We start from the raw sequence: 19,529 nt of genomic DNA on the forward strand, positions 1-19,529 counted from the left end.
ACGACATGGCCGTGCAGGACCTGCTGTCCCAGGATGAGATCGATGCGCTGTTGCATGGCGTCGACGATGGTCTGGTACAGACCGATACCGCCGCCGAACCCGGCAGCGTCAAAAGCTACGACCTGACCAGCCAGGATCGCATCGTCCGTGGACGCATGCCGACCCTGGAGATGATCAACGAGCGTTTCGCCCGCTACACCCGCATCAGCATGTTCAACATGCTGCGCCGCTCGGCGGACGTTGCCGTCGGTGGCGTGCAGGTGATGAAGTTCGGTGAATACGTGCACTCACTGTACGTGCCGACCAGCCTCAACCTGGTCAAGATCAAACCGTTGCGCGGCACCGCACTGTTCATCCTCGACGCCAAACTGGTGTTCAAACTGGTGGACAACTTCTTCGGCGGCGACGGCCGTCACGCGAAGATCGAAGGGCGTGAATTCACCCCCACCGAACTGCGCGTGGTGCGCATGGTGCTGGAGCAGGCCTTCATCGATTTGAAGGAAGCCTGGCAGGCGATCATGGAAGTGAATTTCGAGTACATCAATTCGGAAGTGAACCCGGCAATGGCCAACATCGTCGGTCCGAGCGAAGCCATTGTGGTGTCGACGTTCCACATCGAACTCGATGGCGGCGGCGGCGACCTGCACGTGACCATGCCGTACTCGATGATCGAGCCGGTACGCGAAATGCTCGACGCCGGCTTCCAGTCGGATCTCGACGATCAGGATGAGCGCTGGGTCAATGCCTTGCGCCAGGACGTGCTGGACGTTGACGTACCGATCGGTGCCACGGTTGCCCGTCGTCAGTTGCGCCTGCGGGACATTCTGCACATGCAGCCGGGGGACATTATCCCGATCGAGATGCCGGAAGAGATGATCATGCGCGCCAACGGCGTGCCTGCGTTCAAGGTCAAGATGGGGTCGCACAAAGGCAACCTCGCGTTGCAAGTGATCGAGCCGATCGAGCGCCGCTGACCGGCGCTCCAAAACCCCCTGTGCTTTTAACTGACGGCTCCTGATTGAATGGATGCCCGCCGAGGACAAATTGATGGCTAACGATATGAACACCCAGGACGACCAGGCGCTGGCCGATGAATGGGCTGCTGCCCTGGAAGAAACCGGCGACGCCGGGCAGGACGATATCGACGCCTTGCTGGCCGCCGATGCCGCCAGTTCGCCGTCCAACCGTCTGCCGATGGAAGAGTTCGGCAGCGTGCCGAAAAACAACGAACCGGTCACCCTGGACGGTCCGAACCTGGACGTGATCCTCGACATTCCGGTGTCGATTTCCATGGAAGTCGGCAGCACCGACATCAACATCCGCAACCTGCTGCAGCTTAACCAGGGTTCGGTGATCGAGCTCGATCGTCTGGCCGGTGAACCGCTCGACGTACTGGTCAACGGCACGCTCATCGCTCACGGTGAAGTAGTGGTGGTCAACGAGAAGTTCGGCATCCGCCTGACTGACGTAATCAGCCCAAGCGAACGCATCAAGAAGTTGCGCTGAGTGAAAAAGGCTCTGGGGTTTGTGCTGGCGTTGCCGTTCAGTGTTCTGGCAGCCGAGCCGGTAGCGACCGCTACTGCGGCCGCCGCGCCGGCGGTCAGCAGCGGTGTGGCCGGGCAATTGACGCAGTTGGTGTTCGGTTTGCTGCTGGTGCTGGGGTTGATCTTCTTCCTCGCCTGGTTGCTGCGCCGGGTCCAGCAGGCTGGGCCGGCCGGCAAAGGGCAGGTCATCGAGCTGATCGGTTCCCGCGCGCTAGGCCCTCGCGACCGATTGATGCTGGTGCAGGTCGGCAACGAGCAGATTCTGCTTGGCTTGAGCCCCGGCACCATCACCGCGTTGCACGTGCTCAAGGAGCCGGTGCAAGTGCCTAGCACCGAGAAGGCGACCCCCGAGTTTGCCCAGCGCCTGATGGAGCTGATGGGCAAGGATCAGAAGGATAAGAAGTAATGGGTGCGCTACGCATCATCTTGACGCTGGCGCTGATGCTGGCCGCGCCGCTGGCGTTCGCCGCCGATCCGTTGTCGATCCCGGCGATTACCCTGGGTACCAATGCCGACGGCGCTCAGGAGTATTCGGTCAGCCTGCAAATCCTGCTGATCATGACTGCGCTGAGTTTTATCCCGGCGTTCGTCATGCTGATGACCAGTTTCACCCGGATCATCATCGTCTTCTCGATCCTGCGTCAGGCCCTGGGCCTGCAACAAACGCCGTCGAACCAGATCCTCACGGGCATGGCGCTGTTCCTGACCTTGTTCATCATGGCGCCGGTATTCGACCGTGTTAATCAGGATGCCTTGCAGCCATATCTGGCGGAGAAACTCACCGCGCAGGATGCGGTGGCCAAGGCTCAGGTACCGATCAAGGACTTCATGCTTGCCCAGACTCGCAGCAGCGATCTGGAGTTGTTCATGCGCTTGTCCAAACGCACCGATATCGCGTCGCCGGATCAGGCGCCGCTGACGATTCTGGTTCCGGCGTTCGTCACGTCCGAGCTGAAAACCGCGTTCCAGATTGGCTTCATGATCTTCATTCCGTTCCTGATCATCGATCTGGTCGTGGCCAGTGTGCTGATGGCCATGGGTATGATGATGCTCTCGCCGCTGATCATTTCCCTGCCATTCAAGATCATGCTGTTCGTGCTGGTGGATGGCTGGGCGTTGATCATCGGTACGCTGGCGAGCAGCTTCGGCGGTGTATCGCCATGACGCCAGAAGTTGCGGTAGACATCTTCCGGGAGGCGCTGTGGCTGACCACCATGATGGTTGCCGTGCTGGTGATTCCGAGTTTGCTCGTGGGTCTGTTGGTGGCGATGTTCCAGGCCGCTACGCAGATCAACGAACAGACCCTGAGCTTCCTGCCGCGCCTGCTGGTGATGCTGGTGACGTTGATCGTCGCCGGTCCGTGGCTGGTGCAGACCTTTATGGAATACATCCTGCAGTTGTACGGCAGTATTCCTCAGGTCATCGGCTAAACCATGTCGCTGCTCCAGCTGACCGATACCCAGATCAGTACCTGGGTGGCGACGTTCATGCTGCCGCTGTTTCGTATCGGTGCCTTGCTGATGGTCATGCCGGTTTTCGGCACGAGCCTGGTGCCCACGCGAGTGCGCCTTTATTTCGCCCTGGCGATTACGTTGGTCATCGCTCCTGGCCTGCCGCCGATGCCGCCGGTCAATGCGCTGGACTTGAGCGGGTTGCTGCTGATTGCCGAGCAGATCCTCGTCGGTGCCGTGCTGGGGTTCTCCTTGCAGCTGTTCTTCCAGGCTTTCGTGGTCGCCGGGCAGATCGTCTCCATTCAGATGGGCATGGGCTTCGCTTCGATGGTCGACCCTACCAACGGCGTCTCGGTGGCGGTGATCGGGCAGTTCTTCACCATGCTGGTGACGCTGTTGTTCCTGTCCATGAACGGCCATCTGGTGGTGTTCGAAGTCCTCACTGAAAGCTTCACCACGTTGCCGGTCGGCAGCGGGTTGATGGTCAATCATTTCTGGGAGCTGGCCGGCAAGCTCGGCTGGGTCCTCGGTGCCGCGCTGTTGCTGGTGTTGCCGGCGATCACTGCGTTGCTGGTGGTCAACATCGCCTTTGGCGTGATGACCCGGGCTGCGCCGCAGCTGAACATCTTCTCCATCGGCTTTCCGCTGACGCTGGTGCTCGGGCTGTTCATCGTCTGGGTCGGGCTGGCGGACATTATTAATCAGTATCAACCGCTGGCCTCCGAGGCCTTGCAGTTGTTACGCGAACTGGCACGGGCGCGCTGAGTCATGGCTGAGAGCGAAAGCGGTCAGGACAAAACAGAAGACCCCACGGAGAAGCGCAAAAAAGACTCCCGTGAGAAGGGTGAGATCGCGCGTTCCAAGGAGCTAAATACCCTGGCCGTCATGCTTGCCGGCGCCGGTGGGTTGCTTATTTTCGGCGGAGCCCTGGCTCAGGATTTGATGGAGCTGATGCGCATGAACTTCTCGCTCTCGCGGGAAGTGATTCTGGATCAGCGGTCCATGGGTACTTACCTGCTGCACTCGGGGCAAATCGCCCTTGTCGCGATTCAGCCAGTGATGATCACCTTGCTGCTGGCGGCGTTGATCGGGCCGATTTCCCTGGGCGGCTGGCTGTTCGCAGCGGGTTCCATGGCGCCCAAGTTCAGCCGAATGAACCCCGGCGCCGGCCTCAAACGCATGTTCTCGGCTAAAGCGTTGGTGGAGCTGCTCAAGGCGCTGGCCAAGTTTTTCATCGTGTTGTTCGTGGCATTGGCAGTGTTGCAGTCGGATATCGACGATTTGCTGCGCATCGCTCATGAGCCGTTGGACATGGCGATCATTCACAGCCTGCAATTGGTCGGCTGGAGTACATTGTGGATGGCCTGCGGGCTGATCATCATCGCCGCGGTGGACGTGCCGGTGCAGCTTTGGGAAAGCCACAAGAAACTGCTGATGACCAAGCAGGAAGTGCGTGACGAGCATAAAGATCAGGAAGGGAAGCCGGAGGTTAAACAACGGATTCGCCAGCTGCAGCGCGAAATGTCCCAGCGCCGGATGATGGCGGCGATCCCCGACGCCGATGTGGTGATCACCAACCCGACCCACTACGCCGTAGCGCTCAAGTACGATCCGGACAAGGGTGGGGCGCCGATGCTGATCGCCAAGGGCAGCGACTTCCTGGCCTTGAAGATCCGTGAAATCGCTGTGGCCAACGAAGTGCTGCTGCTTGAGTCGCCGGCACTGGCGCGTTCGATCTACTACTCCACCGAACTTGATCAGGAAATCCCTGGCGGGCTCTACCTTGCCGTCGCCCAGGTGCTCGCTTACGTCTACCAGATCCGCCAGCACCGCGCCGGCAAGGGTAAACGCCCGGATCCGCTCAAGGACGACCTGCCGATTCCGCCGGACTTGCGACGCGATTCTTGATCTGATCTACGGTTCGGAAAATCAAAAGATCGCAGCCTGCGAAACCTCTATTTCAAGTCCTGGCAAAAGTTGGAAGGCTTCTTGCAGTAGCGGCTCTGCGCCTGCTTCAGGCGTCAAAAGTTTGCTTTAAAGGAACGGGGAAAACCGGTGGATCGCTCTCAGTTACTCAACAGTGCTCGCACAAACGTTGCCGACTTAAGTCGGGGCAATCTGGGTGTGCCGTTGTTGCTGCTGGTCATGCTGGCGATGATGATGTTGCCGGTGCCGCCGTTCCTGCTGGACGTGTTCTTCACGTTCAACATCGCGTTGTCGATTGTCGTCTTGCTGGTCTGTGTTTACGCGTTGCGGCCACTGGACTTTGCGGTGTTCCCGACCATTCTGCTGGTGGCGACCCTGTTGCGACTGGCGCTGAACGTGGCCTCCACGCGGGTGGTGATGCTCCACGGTCAGGACGGCCATGCCGCCGCCGGTAAGGTGATCCAGGCCTTCGGTGAAGTGGTGATCGGCGGTAACTACGTGGTCGGTATCGTCGTCTTCGCGATTTTGATGATCATCAACTTCGTCGTGGTGACCAAGGGTGCCGGGCGGATTTCCGAGGTGAGCGCACGCTTCACCCTCGATGCGATGCCCGGTAAACAAATGGCCATCGACGCCGACTTGAACGCCGGCCTGATCGACCAGAACCAGGCGAAACTGCGCCGGATGGAAGTGGCACAGGAAGCCGAGTTCTACGGTTCCATGGACGGTGCCAGCAAGTTCGTTCGCGGTGACGCCATTGCCGGCCTGCTGATTCTGTTCATCAACCTGATCGGCGGCATGGCGGTCGGTATCTTCCAGCACGGCATGACCTTCGGCGATGCCGGTCGGGTGTACGCCTTGTTGACCATCGGTGACGGTTTGGTGGCGCAATTGCCATCACTGCTTTTATCTACAGCTGCAGCGATCATGGTGACCCGTGCTTCCGGGTCGGAAGACATGGGCAAGCAGATCAATCGCCAGATGTTCGCCTCGCCCAAAGCGTTGGCGGTGGCGGCGGGTTTGATGGCGGTGATGGGCCTCGTGCCGGGAATGCCGCACTTCTCCTTTCTGACCATGGCCGCACTGGCGGCCGGCGGCGCGTACCTGTTCTGGAAGAAGCAGAACGTGGTCAAGGTTCAGGCACTGCAAGAGGTCAAACGTCAACAGGAAATGCTGCCATCGCCCGCTCGCGCTCAGGAAACCAAGGAGCTTGGCTGGGATGACGTCACTCCGATCGATATGATCGGCCTGGAAGTCGGCTACCGGCTGATTCCGCTGGTGGACCGCAATCAGGGTGGTCAGTTACTGGCGCGGATCAAGGGCGTACGCAAGAAGCTGTCCCAGGATCTGGGCTTCCTGATGCCGACCGTGCATATCCGTGACAACCTCGACCTGGCGCCGAGCGCCTACCGCCTGACCCTGATGGGGGTGATCCTCGCTGAGGCGGAAATTTACCCGGACCGCGAACTGGCAATCAATCCGGGCCAGGTCTACGGCACGCTCAACGGCATTACCGCCAAAGATCCGGCTTTCGGTCTGGAGGCGGTCTGGATCGAAATCAGCCAGCGTGCCCAGGCACAATCCCTCGGTTACACCGTGGTCGATGCCAGTACGGTAGTGGCAACCCACTTGAACCAGATTTTGTACAAACACTCGAGCGAGTTGATTGGTCACGAAGAAGTGCAGCAGCTCATGCAATTGTTGGCCAAAAGCTCGCCAAAACTGGCCGAAGAGCTGGTGCCTGGCGTGGTGTCTCTGTCGCAGCTGCTCAAAGTATTGCAGGCTTTGCTGGCCGAACAGGTGCCAGTACGGGACATTCGCAGCATTGCCGAAGCCATCGCAAACAATGCCAGCAAGAGTCAAGATACTGCCGCGCTGGTGGCCGCGGTGCGCGTCGGTGTATCCCGCGCAATCGTCCAAAGCATTGTAGGGACTGACTCCGAGCTACCAGTGATCACCCTGGAGCCAAGGTTGGAACAAATATTGCTCAATAGTCTTCAGAAGGCAGGACAAGGCTCGGAAGAGGGCGTTCTGCTGGAGCCAAGCATGGCTGAGAAACTGCAGCGCTCGTTGATCGATGCGGCGCAGCGTCAGGAAATGCAAGGTCAACCGGTGATTCTGTTGGTAGCCGGTCCGGTTCGCGCGATGCTGTCGCGATTCGGCCGATTGGCAGTCCCGGGTTTGCACGTGTTGGCGTATCAGGAAATTCCTGACAACAAGCAAGTGACCATCGTTGCGACAGTAGGGCCCAACGGCTGAGGTAGTGGTTTATGCAAGTTAAGCGTTTTTTCGCCGCCGATATGCGTCAGGCCATGAAACTGGTTCGTGATGAGCTGGGCGCTGAAGCCGCCATCATTGGTAACCGCCGGATCGCCGGTGGTGTCGAGTTGACGGCTGCCCTGGATTACAAGTTGTCGGCGCTGGCCCCGCGCGTTCCGAACATGGAACTCGAAGACGAGCTGCGCAAGACCCAATCGCGGATCGTCACCGCCCAGGCCGAACTGAGCCTGCGCAGCGATGGCGAGAGCGATAAGTCCACCAATCGCCAATTGTTCGCCGGCCTGCCACTGACCGCCGCCGAGCCGCTGATCGAGCCGACCTACACCGAACCCCGTCGTCCTGCACCGGCTGCGGCGCCTGTCTCCGGTGGCGTCGACCCACGGGCGTTCGACTCGATGCGTTTCGAACTCAACAGCCTGCGCGAACTGATGGAAGTGCAACTCGGCTCCCTGGCCTGGAATCAGCTGCAAGGCAGCCGTCCGGCCCAGGCCAATCTTTGGCGTCGCCTGCAACGCATCGGCCTGTCCGGCCCGTTGTCGCGGGATTTGCTGGCGCTGATTACCGATATTGAAGAACCTCGTCAGGCCTGGCGCATGTTGCTGGCACACCTGGCGCGGATGATCGCCACACCGGAAATCGAGCCTCTGGAAGAGGGCGGCGTGATTGCCATGGTCGGCCCTGCCGGCATGGGCAAGACCACCACCCTGGCCAAACTCGCGGCCCGTTACGTGCTCAAGTACGGCGCGCAGAATATCGCGCTGGTCAGCATGGACAGCTACCGCATTGGTGCTCAGGAACAACTCAAGACGTTGGGCCGGATCCTCAATGTGTCGGTGACGCATGTCGATCCGGGTCAGTCGCTGGTACAGGCACTGGAGCCCTTGCTGCGCAAACGCGTGGTGCTGATCGATACCGCCGGCCTTCAGGCCAGCGATCCGGCACTGCGCATGCAGCTCGAAAGCCTGGCCGGTCGTGGCATCAAATCGAAAAATTATCTGGTTTTGGCAACCACCAGCCAGAAACAGGTTCTAACGGCCGCTTATCACAGTTACAAGCGTTGTGGGCTCGCTGGCTGCATCCTGACTAAACTGGATGAAACGGCAAGTCTGGGCGAGGTGTTGAGCCTGGCCATCAGTCATGAATTGCCGGTGGCCTACCTGACCGATGGCCCGCGGATTCCGGATGATTTGCATCTGCCGCGTCGTCATCAGTTGGTCAGTCGCGCCGTCAGCGTGCAAATGCAAGAAGAACCCAGCGAAGAAGCCATGGCTGACATGTTCGCTGATATTTACCACAGCCCGACCAAGCAGGTCGGCTGAGGTATTAATGAACAGTTTTTGTACCTACATCGATGGTCTGCCATGCATTGTTCATTTTGTGAGCGCGCAGCCAGTAATGTGGCCTCCGTCTAAGTAAGACAAGGTAAAGAAAATTCATGGGCAGCATGCATCCCGTACAGGTGATCGCGGTGACCGGCGGCAAAGGTGGCGTCGGGAAGACTAACGTGTCAGTGAACTTGTCCCTGGCTCTAGCTGAGCTCGGCCGGCGCGTCATGCTGCTGGACGCTGATCTGGGGCTGGCGAACGTCGACGTTCTGTTGGGGCTGACCCCCAAACGTACTTTGGCCGACGTGATCGAAGGCCGCTGCGAGCTGCGCGACGTACTGTTGCAAGGCCCTGGCGGCATCCGCATCGTCCCGGCCGCGTCCGGCACACAGAGCATGGTTCATTTGAGCCCGGCCCAACACGCCGGCCTGATCCAGGCGTTCAGCGATATCGGCGACAACCTCGACGTGCTGGTGATCGACACCGCTGCGGGCATTGGTGACTCGGTAGTCAGTTTCGTTCGCGCAGCGCAAGAAGTCTTGCTGGTGGTCTGCGACGAACCGACCTCGATCACAGATGCCTACGCACTGATCAAACTGCTGAACCGCGATTACGGCATGAACCGCTTCCGCGTCCTGGCCAACATGGCCCAGAGCCCGCAAGAAGGTCGCAACCTGTTCGCCAAGTTGACCAAGGTCACGGATCGCTTCCTCGACGTCGCCTTACAATACGTCGGCGCGGTGCCTTACGACGAAAGTGTGCGCAAGGCTGTGCAGAAGCAGCGCGCCGTTTACGAAGCCTTCCCGCGGTCCAAGTGTTCACTGGCGTTCAAGGCGATTGCACAGAAGGTCGATACCTGGCCGCTGCCTGCGAACCCGCGTGGGCACCTGGAGTTTTTCGTCGAGCGCCTCGTGCAACAAACCGCAGGACCTGTGCTATGACAGCCAGTGGCTACAACCTCTACAAGAAGTCGGCACGTGACGCGCAGTACGAGCTGATCGAGCGTTACGCGCCACTGGTTAAACGCATTGCCTACCACTTGCTGGCGCGTCTGCCAGCCAGTGTTCAGGTTGAAGATCTGATCCAGGCCGGGATGATCGGCCTGCTTGAAGTGTCGACCAAATACGACGCCAGCAAAGGCGCGAGTTTCGAGACGTACGCGGGCATACGAATCCGTGGCGCGATGCTCGACGAAGTACGCAAGGGGGACTGGGCGCCACGTTCGGTCCACCGCAATACCCGGATGGTCAGCGACGCAATTCGCTCTATTGAAGCTAAAACCGGCCGTGACGCTAAAGATCACGAGGTTGCGGCCGAACTCCAATTGAGTCTCGACGATTATTACGGGATTTTGAACGACACCCTGGGCAGCCGGCTATTCAGTTTCGACGATCTGTTGCAGGACGGCGAACACGAAGGGCTGCACGAGGATGGCGCGAGTGCTCATCTCGAGCCGTCACGCGATCTGGAAGATGAACGCTTCCAGGCGGCGCTGGCGGACGCGATTGCCAATTTGCCGGAGCGTGAGCGACTGGTGTTGGCGCTGTACTACGACGAAGAGTTGAATCTCAAGGAAATCGGTGAGGTCCTGGGGGTCAGCGAATCTCGGGTCAGCCAGTTACACAGCCAGTGCGCGGCCCGTTTGCGGGGGCGTTTGGGGGAGTGGCGAGCGCGCTGAAGGCAGTGTGGGGACACTGCGAACGCGGCGGGTGGGGTGTTGAACCTTACCGGTCCCGATCTGTTGTGCTCCAGACAGTCATTGAGTGCTTTGCCGGATTGATTGAAATGGCGCGTCCAGGTGCTGGGCGCGTTTAAGACTGCTTGGAGGTCGAATTGGACAAGAACATGAAAATCCTCATCGTTGATGACTTCTCAACGATGCGGCGGATCATTAAAAACCTGTTGCGTGACCTTGGGTTCACCAACACGGTCGAGGCCGACGATGGCACTACTGCCATTCCGGTTCTCAACAGCGGCAGCATCGACTTTCTGGTAACAGACTGGAACATGCCTGGCATGACCGGTATCGACTTGCTGCGCCACGTGCGCGCCGATGAAAAGCTCAAGCACCTGCCAGTGCTGATGGTGACCGCTGAAGCCAAGCGCGAGCAGATCATCGAGGCAGCCCAGGCCGGTGTTAACGGCTATGTGGTCAAGCCCTTCACGGCCCAGGCGTTAAAAGAAAAAATCGAGAAGATTTTCGAACGCATCGGTTGATGTGCGAAGCCACTGCGCCACGGGGGAGCTATGGAGCATAACGAGTCTTCACAGGGCGATTTCGAATCGACTCTGAAAAAACACGCGGTCGAACTGGTCGAAAGCCTTGAAAAAGGCAGGTTCGGCGACGCTGTGCAACTGATCCATGAGCTCAATCAGACCCGTGACCGTGGCCTGTATCAGGAAGTGGGCAAGCTCACTCGCGAGCTGCATAGCGCGATCGTCAATTTCCAGATTGACCCGCACATGCCGCAAGCCGAGGAAGTCTCGCAGATCACGGATGCCACCGAGCGTCTGGGTTATGTGGTCAAGCTGACCGAGGCTGCTGCCAACCGCACCATGGACCTGGTGGAAAACGCCACGCCGCTGGTCAACGGCCTGAGCAACGAAGCCCAGGCCTTGAGCACCGACTGGGGACGGTTCATGCGTCGCGAAGTCGGGGCTGAAGAGTTCCGCGAGTTGGCCCGGCGAGTCGACGGTTTCCTGACACGCAGCAGCGAAGACAATCGCGTTGTGTCGAGCAACCTCAACGACATTCTGCTCGCTCAGGATTACCAGGACCTCACCGGTCAGGTGATCAAGCGTGTGACCCAATTGGTCACCGAAGTTGAAAGCAACCTGCTCAAGCTCGTGCTTATGGCCAGTCAGGTGGACCGCTTTGCGGGCATCGAACATGACCGTGAAGCGATGCTGGCAGAAAAAGATCCGCAAAAACATCTCTCTCAGGGTGAAGGTCCGCAGATTCATGCCGATAAAAGAGAAGACGTTGTGTCCGGTCAGGACGATGTGGACGATTTGCTATCCAGTCTTGGATTTTAGGTTTTTAGGTTTTTAGACCTTTAGGAGCACCCCCTTAATGAGCTTCGGCGCCGATGAAGAGATCCTTCAGGATTTCCTGGTTGAGGCCGGCGAGATTCTAGAGCAACTGTCCGAACAGCTGGTCGAGCTTGAAAGCCGACCTGATGATGCGGACTTGCTCAATGCAATTTTTCGCGGTTTTCACACTGTAAAAGGAGGCGCCGGCTTCCTCCAGCTCAACGAGCTGGTGGAGTGCTGTCACATCGCCGAGAACGTGTTCGACATCCTGCGCAAGGGTGAACGTCGCGTCGACTCGGAACTGATGGACGTGGTTCTCGAAGCGCTGGATGCGGTGAACGGCATGTTTACCGAAGTCCGCGAGCGCAGCCCGATCACGGCTGCCACTCCAGAATTGCTTGCGGCACTGGCCCGTCTGGCCGAACCGCAAACCGCCGATGAAACGGCACCGGTCGCCGAAGTGGTGGAAGAACCTGCCGCCGAGAGCGAATCGGGAGACATCACCGATAACGAATTCGAACAACTGCTGGACTCGCTGAACGCCGTCAAGGCTCAGGCAGAAGCCCCGGCAGCTGTGCCAGCGCCGAGCAGCAATGCAGCGGGCAGCGACGAAATTACCGATGCCGAGTTCGAGTCGTTGCTCGATCAACTGCACGGTAAAGGCCAGTTCGCCGTCGATGCGGTAGCCCCGGCGCCAGCCGCACCGGCTGCCCCGAAAGCGGCAGGCGACAGCTCCGATATCACCGACGACGAGTTCGAAGCACTGCTCGATCAGTTGCACGGCAAGGGTAACTTTGCCGTTGATGCGCTGGAATCGGCGATTGCTGCGGTCCCGGCCCCGGCTGCGCCCACCGCTAAAGCGGCTGGCGGCGATCTGATCTCCGATCACGAGTTCGAATCGCTGCTCGACGAATTGCACGGCAAAGGCAAGTTCATTGAAGTCGGTACCGCGTCGGGCGCCAGCGCTTCGGTTGCGGCGCCAATTGCCAAGGCTGTTGCACCGAAACCCGTTGCCAAAGCGCCCGAGCCTAAAGCCGAAGCGCCGAAGCCTGTCGCTGCTGCACCGGCTCCAGCTCGTGCGCCGTCCGCGCCGCCACCGGAAAAACCGGCCAGCGAAGCCGAGACCACCGTGCGGGTCGATACCGCGCGTCTCGACGAAATCATGAACATGGTCGGCGAGTTGGTACTGGTGCGTAACCGCTTGGTCCGTCTGGGCCTCAACAGCGGCGACGAAGCCATGTCCAAGGCCGTGTCGAACCTCGATGTGGTCACGGCCGATCTGCAAACCGCGGTCATGAAGACCCGGATGCAACCGATCAAGAAGGTCTTCGGGCGCTTCCCGCGTCTGGTTCGCGACCTGGCTCGCCAGCTCAAGAAAGAGATCAACCTGGAACTGGTCGGCGAAGAAACCGACCTCGACAAGAACCTCGTCGAGGCCTTGGCCGACCCGCTGGTCCACTTGGTGCGCAACTCGGTCGACCACGGTATCGAAGAGCCGGCCGAACGCGAAGCGATGGGCAAGCCTCGCAGCGGCAAGGTGATCCTGTCCGCTGAACAGGAAGGCGACCACATCCTGCTGTCGATCTCCGATGACGGCAAGGGCATGGACGCTGATGTTCTGCGCGGCATTGCCGTGAAGAAAGGCTTGATGGACAAGGATGCAGCAGATCGCCTCAGCGAGTCCGACTGCTTCAACCTGATCTTCGCGCCGGGTTTCTCGACCAAGACCGAAATTTCCGATGTCTCCGGACGCGGCGTGGGCATGGACGTGGTGAAAACCAAGATCGCCCAGCTCAACGGCACCATCAACATCTACTCGACCAAGGGCAAAGGCTCGAAGATTGTCATCAAGGTCCCGTTGACCCTGGCGATCATGCCGACGCTGATGGTCATGCTCGGCAACCAGGCGTTTGCGTTCCCGCTGGTGAACGTCAACGAGATCTTCCACCTCGACCTGTCGCGCACCAACGTGGTGGACGGCCAGGAAGTGGTGATCGTGCGGGACAAGGCACTGCCATTGTTCTACCTCAAACGCTGGCTCGTCGCTTCCGCCGCTCACGAAGAGCAGCGCGAGGGCCATGTGGTGATCCTTTCGGTGGGCACTCAGCGGATCGGCTTCGTCGTCGATCAACTGGTGGGCCAGGAAGAAGTGGTCATCAAGCCATTGGGCAAAATGCTCCAGGGAACCCCGGGCATGTCCGGCGCCACCATCACCGGTGACGGCCGCATTGCGCTGATTCTCGATGTTCCGAGCATGCTCAAGCGTTACGCCGCACGGCGTATTTGATTCTGGTGGGGCGGGGCGACTAAGCCTCGCTCCGTCTAACGGAGTGTTTATGGCAGTTAAAGTCCTGGTGGTGGACGATTCGGGGTTTTTCCGCCGCCGCGTCTCGGAAATTCTTTCAGCGGATCCGAATATCCAGGTCGTCGGCACGGCGACCAACGGAAAAGAGGCGATCGATCAGGCGCTGGCCCTCAAGCCAGACGTGATCACCATGGATTACGAGATGCCGATGATGGATGGCATCACGGCGGTGCGGCACATCATGCAGCGCTGCCCGACCCCGGTATTGATGTTCTCCTCGCTGACCCACGAAGGCGCTCGGGTAACCCTCGACGCGCTGGACGCCGGCGCGGTGGATTTCCTGCCGAAGAATTTCGAAGACATCTCCCGCAATCCGGAGAAGGTCAAGCAACTGCTGTGCGAGAAGATTCTCAGCATCTCGCGCAGTAACCGTCGCGCCAACACCTACAGCGCTCCGGCACCTGTCGCCGCACCCGCCCCGACGCCTGCACCTTCGAGCGTCAGCAGCTACGGCAGCAGCGCGCCTGCGCGTCCGGCACCGGCTCCGATTACGCCGCGTACCCACGCGCCAGCCTCGTCGTCGCCAACGCCGAAACGCAAAGCCTACAAACTGGTCGCCATCGGTACGTCCACTGGCGGCCCGGTTGCCCTGCAGCGGGTTTTGACCCAGTTGCCGGCCAATTTCCCCGCACCGATCGTATTGATCCAGCACATGCCGGCTGCCTTTACCAAGGCCTTCGCCGAGCGTCTGGACAAGCTCTGCCGCATCAGCGTCAAGGAAGCCGAGGATGGCGACATCCTGCGTCCTGGCCTGGCATTGCTGGCGCCGGGTGGCAAGCAAATGATGATCGACGGCCGTGGCGCGGTGAAAATCCTCCCGGGCGACGAACGTCTGAACTACAAGCCGTGCGTGGACATCACCTTTGGTTCCGCGGCCAAGTCTTACGGTGACAAAGTTCTGGCGGTCGTGTTGACCGGCATGGGCGCCGATGGTCGCGAAGGCGCGCGTCTGCTCAAGCAGGGCGGCAGCTCGATCTGGGCTCAGGATGAAGCCAGCTGCGTGATCTACGGCATGCCGATGGCCATCGTCAAAGCCGAACTCGCCGACGCGGTGTACGGCCTGGACGATATTGGCAAGCATCTGGTCGAGGCTTGTATCTGATGGATGTGTTAAGCCTTATCGGGATCATCCTGGCGTTTGTCGCCATCATAGGCGGCAACTACCTTGAAGGCGGCCACCTCGGCGCCCTGGCCAACGGCCCGGCGGCGTTGATCGTTATCGGCGGAACCGTGGGTGCGGCGCTGCTGCAGTCACCGATGAGCGCCTTCAAGCGCTCCATGCAGATTCTGGCCTGGATCCTGTTCCCTCCACGCATCGACCTCGCCGGTGGCGTCGATCGCGTCGTCAACTGGAGCCTGACCGCACGCAAGGAAGGCCTGCTGGGTCTGGAAGGGGTGGCCGACGCCGAATCGGACAACTATTCGCGCAAAGGCCTGCAACTGCTGGTGGACGGCGCCGAGCCGGAAGCGATTCGCAGCATTCTGGAAGTGGATTTCTACACCCAGGAAAGCCGCGACATCGAAGCCGCCAAAGTCTTCGAAAGCATGGGCGGCTACGCGCCGACCATCGGCATCATCGGTGCGGTGATGGGCCTGATCCACGTGATGGGTAACCTGGCCGATCCATCGCAACTGGGTAGCGGCATTGCCGTGGCCTTTGTCGCGACCATCTACGGCGTGGCCAGTGCCAACCTGGTGCTGCTGCCGATTGCCGCCAAACTCAAGTCCGTCGCTTTGCGGCAGTCGCGTTATCGCGAAATGTTGTTGGAAGGCATTCTGTCGATCGCCGAAGGTGAAAACCCTCGCTCTATTGAGCTGAAGCTTCAGGGCTTCATGGATTGATGGGGGTAATGGACTATGGCTCGTCGCCGGCAACCTGAAGAACATGTAAACCATGAACGTTGGCTGGTTTCGTACGCCGACTTCATTACGCTGCTGTTCGCTTTCTTCGTCGTGATGTATTCGATCTCTTCGATCAACGAAGGCAAGTACAAGGTTATTTCCGAAGCGCTGATCGGGGTCTTTACCGACTCCGACCGCGCCCTCAAGCCGATCCCGATCGGCGACGAGCGACCGAAGACCGTGACCCCGGCCAAGCCGCTGGTTAAAGACGCCGAGCAGGCCGACGCGGGTATCGCGGGTGCCAGCGATCCGCTCAAAAGCATCGCCGACGACATCAGCGCCGCGTTCGGCGACCTGATCAGCTCCAACCAGATGACTATTCGCGGCAATGAGCTGTGGGTCGAGATCGAACTCAATTCCAGCCTGTTGTTCGGCAGCGGTGACGCCATGCCCAGTGACATCGCGTTCAACATCATCGACAAGGTTGCCGCGATTCTGAAGCCGTTCGACAACCCGATTCACGTCGAAGGTTTCACTGACGATCAACCGATCCGCACCGCGCAATACCCGACCAACTGGGAGCTGTCCTCGGCCCGTTCGGCGAGCATCGTGCGCATGCTGGCGATGCAGGGTGTGAACCCCGGTCGCTTGGCGTCGGTGGGTTACGGCGAGTTCCAGCCAGTGGCCAACAACGCCACTGCCGAGGGGCGGGCGCGTAACCGTCGCGTGGTGCTGGTGGTGTCACGAAATCTCGATGTACGCCGCAGCCTTACCGGTACCGGAACCGCCAATGCGAAACCGGATGCCGCGTTGAAGCGTGCTGGCACACAAACTGCACCGACCCCGGTCAAGTCGCCGGGACGAGAGAGTGCCGTCAATTCTCCGTCACCCGCATTAATACGTTGAGCTTTTCCTCGGTCGACCATTTCGACCGGGAGGAACAATCCGAATGAGAGTCTGGGCAGTCGCCAATCAAAAGGGTGGTGTTGGTAAAACCACTTCCTCTATCGCTTTAGCCGGTTTACTGGCCGAGGCGGGCAAGCGCGTGGTTGTGGTCGATCTCGACCCGCACGGCTCCATGACCAGCTACTTCGGTTACGACCCCGACAGCCTGGAACACAGCAGCTACGATCTGTTCCTGCACAAGGGCAGTGTGCCGCAAGGTTTGCCCGGTCAGTTGTTGTTGCCCACCAGCCACGAGAGTATTTCCCTGTTGCCGTCGAGCACCGCACTCGCGACCCTCGAGCGCCAGTCGCCGGGGCAGAGTGGCTTGGGCCTGGTGATTGCCAAGAGCCTGGCGCAACTTTGGCAGGACTTCGATTACGCCGTGATCGACAGCCCGCCGTTACTCGGCCTGCTGATGGTCAATGCCTTGGCGGCGAGCCAGCAATTGGTGATACCGGTGCAGACCGAACACCTGGCGGTCAAAGGCCTGGAACGCATGGTCAATACCCTGGCGATGATCAACCGTTCGCGTAAACAGGCGCTGCCGTTCAGCATCGTGCCGACCCTGTTCGACCGCCGCACGCAGGCGTCCCTCGGCACGCTGCGGGTGTTGCGCGACAAGTACCCGGAAGAAATCTGGCAGGGCTACATCCCGGTCGATACCCGCTTGCGTGACGCCAGCCGTGCCGGCGTGACGCCTTCGCAGTTCGACGGCAAGAGCCGTGGGGTGCTGGCTTATCGCGCGTTGCTCAAGCATTTGCTGGCCGCACAACTTGTCCCGGCGGTGGCCTGATGAACCCAATTCCTGTAGGAGCTGCCGCAGGCTGCGATCTTTTGATCTTGCTTTGTAACACCTTCGAATCCGCCAAAAGATCGCAGCCTTCGGCAGCTCCTACGGTGGTGCGCGCATGAACCGGCCGGTAAAAATCACCTCGCGCCCGCAACTGGCTCTCCAGTCTTATCTGGACAGCTTGCTGATGGAGGCGACTGAAGAGTTGCCGCCGGAAATCGAAGCACTGGTTGAAGTCATCGAGGTTGTCGAAGCGGTCGAGGTTGAGGCAGCGCTGGACGAGTTCCAGGCTGCGGTGCTCGAAGAACAGGCCCGGGATGCGCAAAAACCTGGCGCCGTCGCCGCGCCCGCAGCAGCGCCAGTCGCCGAGAAAGCACCGGTTGCCGTGATCGAAGCGCCAGCGCCGGTTCTCGCACCGAGCTCGACCATCGCCCCGCTGCTGCAAGCCTTGGTGCCACCGGTGGTCGAAGTCCACCTGCCACCGAGCAACACGCCACCACCAGTGGAAACCGATGGTCGCCCGTCCTGGGCTGCCGAACCGTTCGAATGTCTGTTGTTCGACGTCGCCGGGTTGACCCTGGCGGTGCCGCTGGTGTGTCTGGGCTCGATTTATTCTTTGGCCGGTCACGAGCTGACACCGCTGTTCGGTCAGCCGGAATGGTTCCTCGGGATTCTGCCAAGCCAGGCCGGCAACCTGAAAGTATTGGACACCGCGCGTTGGGTCATGCCCGACCGTTACCGCGACGATTTCCGTCAGGGCCTGCAATACGTTATTTCGGTTCAGGGCTACGAATGGGGGCTGGCGGTGCATCAGGTCAGCCGCTCGTTGCGCCTGGACCCGAACGAAATCAAATGGCGCAGTCACCGTGGTCAACGGCCATGGCTCGCCGGCACGGTGATTGAGCACATGTGTGCGCTGCTGGACGTTTCCGCCCTGGCCGAGTTGATCGCCAGCGGCGGGGCAAAGCACATGGGCGGCATCAAGCCGCTACACAAACCGACATAGCTGCCGACATAACAAGTATGCGACGGCATTGTTGAATGCCGCCAACAGAACACACACCGCCAGAAGCGGTTTTTCGAGGGGTCAGGGTATGAGTAGTCAAGCGACGAATGCAAAAGGTTCTGAAGATCCGATCCTGCAATGGGTAACCTTCAAACTGGACAACGAAACCTACGGCATCAACGTGATGCGCGTTCAGGAAGTCCTGCGCTACACCGAAATCGCCCCGGTCCCGGGTGCTCCGAGCTACGTGCTGGGCATCATCAACCTGCGCGGTAACGTGGTCACCGTGATCGACACCCGTCAGCGCTTCGGCCTGATGAATGCCGAAATCAGCGACAACACCCGTATCGTCATCATCGAAGCCGACAAGCAAGTGGTCGGGATCATGGTCGACAGCGTGGCCGAAGTGGTTTACCTGCGTCAGTCGGAAATCGAAACCGCGCCGAACGTCGGTAACGAAGAATCCGCCAAGTTCATTCAAGGCGTGTGCAACAAGAACAACGAGCTGCTGATTCTGGTCGAGCTGGACAAGATGATGAGCGAAGAAGAATGGTCGGACCTGGAGAACATCTGATTGATTCTTGAGGTGGCGGTCATTGTCCTGTTCCTCTTTTGGGCAGGCACGCTGGCGATGTTTCTGGCGTACATACGCGGCCAACGACTGATTGCCGCGCAACAGGCCCAGGGCGATGCGCTGCGCGATCAGCGCATCAAGGACCTGGGCAAGCGCGTTGACGACTACCAGAGCGGCAACGTGCGCATGGGTGAAGACCTGCACGAACTGCGCGCGGTGGTTGGCCCATTGCCGGACAAACTGGCTCAGTTGGAACAGCGCGATCCGTCGAGCCTGTCGTTTGCCCAGGCGGCGCGATTGGTGGGGATGGGCGCGAGCGTCGATGAGCTGACTCAGTCCTGTGGCTTGACCCAGGCTGAGGCGGAGTTGATGAGCAAGTTGCACAAGAACTGAGAAGATCAAAAGATCGCAGCCTTCGGCAGCTCCTACCCGGGTTTACGTATACCCG

The 19,529-nt window shown here is 59.8% G+C and carries 21 protein-coding genes; all 21 read left to right on the forward strand.

Annotated features, from left to right (window positions below; all coding sequences use genetic code 11):
• Positions 1–5: 5 nt before the first annotated feature.
• Entirely contained in the window at positions 6–974 is a 969-nt protein-coding gene (gene fliM / locus ACIQU2_RS10395; protein ID WP_347803261.1) for a flagellar motor switch protein FliM, read from the forward strand.
• Positions 975–1,047: 73 nt separating this feature from the next.
• Positions 1,048–1,506, forward strand: coding sequence for a flagellar motor switch protein FliN (gene fliN / locus ACIQU2_RS10400; RefSeq protein ID WP_129442187.1), 459 nt, complete (start codon positions 1,048–1,050; stop codon positions 1,504–1,506).
• Positions 1,507–1,950, forward strand: a complete 444-nt coding sequence (fliO, locus tag ACIQU2_RS10405) for a flagellar biosynthetic protein FliO (protein WP_403140333.1) — start codon at positions 1,507–1,509, stop codon at positions 1,948–1,950.
• Positions 1,950–2,708: a flagellar type III secretion system pore protein FliP gene (gene fliP, locus ACIQU2_RS10410; protein ID WP_309676314.1), complete on the forward strand. Its 759-nt coding sequence runs from the start codon at positions 1,950–1,952 to the stop codon at positions 2,706–2,708. Before fliO ends, fliP begins: the two co-directional genes overlap by 1 nt.
• Positions 2,705–2,974: a flagellar biosynthesis protein FliQ gene (gene fliQ / locus ACIQU2_RS10415; protein ID WP_007948918.1), complete on the forward strand. Its 270-nt coding sequence runs from the start codon at positions 2,705–2,707 to the stop codon at positions 2,972–2,974. The genes fliP and fliQ overlap by 4 nt, the downstream gene beginning before the upstream one ends.
• A gap of 3 nt (positions 2,975–2,977) precedes the next feature.
• Positions 2,978–3,760, forward strand: coding sequence for a flagellar biosynthetic protein FliR (gene fliR / locus ACIQU2_RS10420; RefSeq protein ID WP_095127767.1), 783 nt, complete (start codon positions 2,978–2,980; stop codon positions 3,758–3,760).
• Positions 3,761–3,763: 3 nt separating this feature from the next.
• The gene (gene flhB / locus ACIQU2_RS10425; RefSeq protein WP_347803263.1) at positions 3,764–4,903 is read left to right on the forward strand and encodes a flagellar biosynthesis protein FlhB; all 1,140 of its coding nucleotides are present in this window, start codon (positions 3,764–3,766) and stop codon (positions 4,901–4,903) included.
• 147 nt (positions 4,904–5,050) lie between these two features.
• The gene (gene flhA, locus ACIQU2_RS10430; RefSeq protein WP_403140336.1) at positions 5,051–7,180 is read left to right on the forward strand and encodes a flagellar biosynthesis protein FlhA; all 2,130 of its coding nucleotides are present in this window, start codon (positions 5,051–5,053) and stop codon (positions 7,178–7,180) included.
• 11 nt (positions 7,181–7,191) lie between these two features.
• Positions 7,192–8,520 (forward strand): flagellar biosynthesis protein FlhF, encoded by a 1,329-nt coding sequence (gene flhF, locus ACIQU2_RS10435; protein WP_403140338.1) that lies wholly within the window; start codon positions 7,192–7,194, stop codon positions 8,518–8,520.
• A 116-nt stretch (positions 8,521–8,636) separates the two neighbouring features.
• Positions 8,637–9,467, forward strand: a complete 831-nt coding sequence (gene fleN, locus ACIQU2_RS10440; protein WP_008001746.1) for a flagellar synthesis regulator FleN — start codon at positions 8,637–8,639, stop codon at positions 9,465–9,467.
• A complete protein-coding gene (gene fliA / locus ACIQU2_RS10445; RefSeq protein ID WP_007894214.1) occupies positions 9,464–10,204 on the forward strand; it encodes an RNA polymerase sigma factor FliA in 741 nt (246 codons plus the stop codon). Before fleN ends, fliA begins: the two co-directional genes overlap by 4 nt.
• A gap of 167 nt (positions 10,205–10,371) precedes the next feature.
• Positions 10,372–10,743 carry a chemotaxis response regulator CheY gene (locus tag ACIQU2_RS10450; protein ID WP_003183998.1) on the forward strand — a complete coding sequence of 124 codons (372 nt, stop codon included), beginning with the start codon at positions 10,372–10,374 and terminating at the stop codon, positions 10,741–10,743.
• 30 nt (positions 10,744–10,773) lie between these two features.
• Complete coding sequence (locus tag ACIQU2_RS10455; protein WP_046046370.1) at positions 10,774–11,562, forward strand: protein phosphatase CheZ; 789 nt, start codon at positions 10,774–10,776, stop codon at positions 11,560–11,562.
• A 37-nt stretch (positions 11,563–11,599) separates the two neighbouring features.
• Complete coding sequence (locus ACIQU2_RS10460) at positions 11,600–13,846, forward strand: chemotaxis protein CheA (RefSeq protein WP_403140342.1); 2,247 nt, start codon at positions 11,600–11,602, stop codon at positions 13,844–13,846.
• A gap of 49 nt (positions 13,847–13,895) precedes the next feature.
• A complete protein-coding gene (locus ACIQU2_RS10465) occupies positions 13,896–15,026 on the forward strand; it encodes a chemotaxis response regulator protein-glutamate methylesterase (protein ID WP_403140344.1) in 1,131 nt (376 codons plus the stop codon).
• Positions 15,026–15,766 carry a flagellar motor protein gene (locus ACIQU2_RS10470; protein WP_347803268.1) on the forward strand — a complete coding sequence of 247 codons (741 nt, stop codon included), beginning with the start codon at positions 15,026–15,028 and terminating at the stop codon, positions 15,764–15,766. The genes ACIQU2_RS10465 and ACIQU2_RS10470 overlap by 1 nt, the downstream gene beginning before the upstream one ends.
• A gap of 15 nt (positions 15,767–15,781) precedes the next feature.
• Positions 15,782–16,672: a flagellar motor protein MotD gene (motD, locus tag ACIQU2_RS10475; RefSeq protein ID WP_403140346.1), complete on the forward strand. Its 891-nt coding sequence runs from the start codon at positions 15,782–15,784 to the stop codon at positions 16,670–16,672.
• A gap of 43 nt (positions 16,673–16,715) precedes the next feature.
• Positions 16,716–17,504 (forward strand): ParA family protein, encoded by a 789-nt coding sequence (locus ACIQU2_RS10480; protein ID WP_347803270.1) that lies wholly within the window; start codon positions 16,716–16,718, stop codon positions 17,502–17,504.
• 115 nt (positions 17,505–17,619) lie between these two features.
• Positions 17,620–18,507, forward strand: a complete 888-nt coding sequence (locus ACIQU2_RS10485) for a CheW domain-containing protein (RefSeq protein ID WP_403140348.1) — start codon at positions 17,620–17,622, stop codon at positions 18,505–18,507.
• 88 nt (positions 18,508–18,595) lie between these two features.
• Positions 18,596–19,081 carry a chemotaxis protein CheW gene (locus tag ACIQU2_RS10490; RefSeq protein ID WP_010456928.1) on the forward strand — a complete coding sequence of 162 codons (486 nt, stop codon included), beginning with the start codon at positions 18,596–18,598 and terminating at the stop codon, positions 19,079–19,081.
• Positions 19,082–19,474 carry a DUF2802 domain-containing protein gene (locus ACIQU2_RS10495; protein ID WP_403140349.1) on the forward strand — a complete coding sequence of 131 codons (393 nt, stop codon included), beginning with the start codon at positions 19,082–19,084 and terminating at the stop codon, positions 19,472–19,474.
• Positions 19,475–19,529 lie beyond the last annotated feature (55 nt).

The sequence above is a fragment of the Pseudomonas sp. NPDC098740 genome, assembly GCF_044760065.1.
GTDB classification, from domain to species: Bacteria; Pseudomonadota; Gammaproteobacteria; order Pseudomonadales; family Pseudomonadaceae; genus Aquipseudomonas; species Aquipseudomonas rossensis.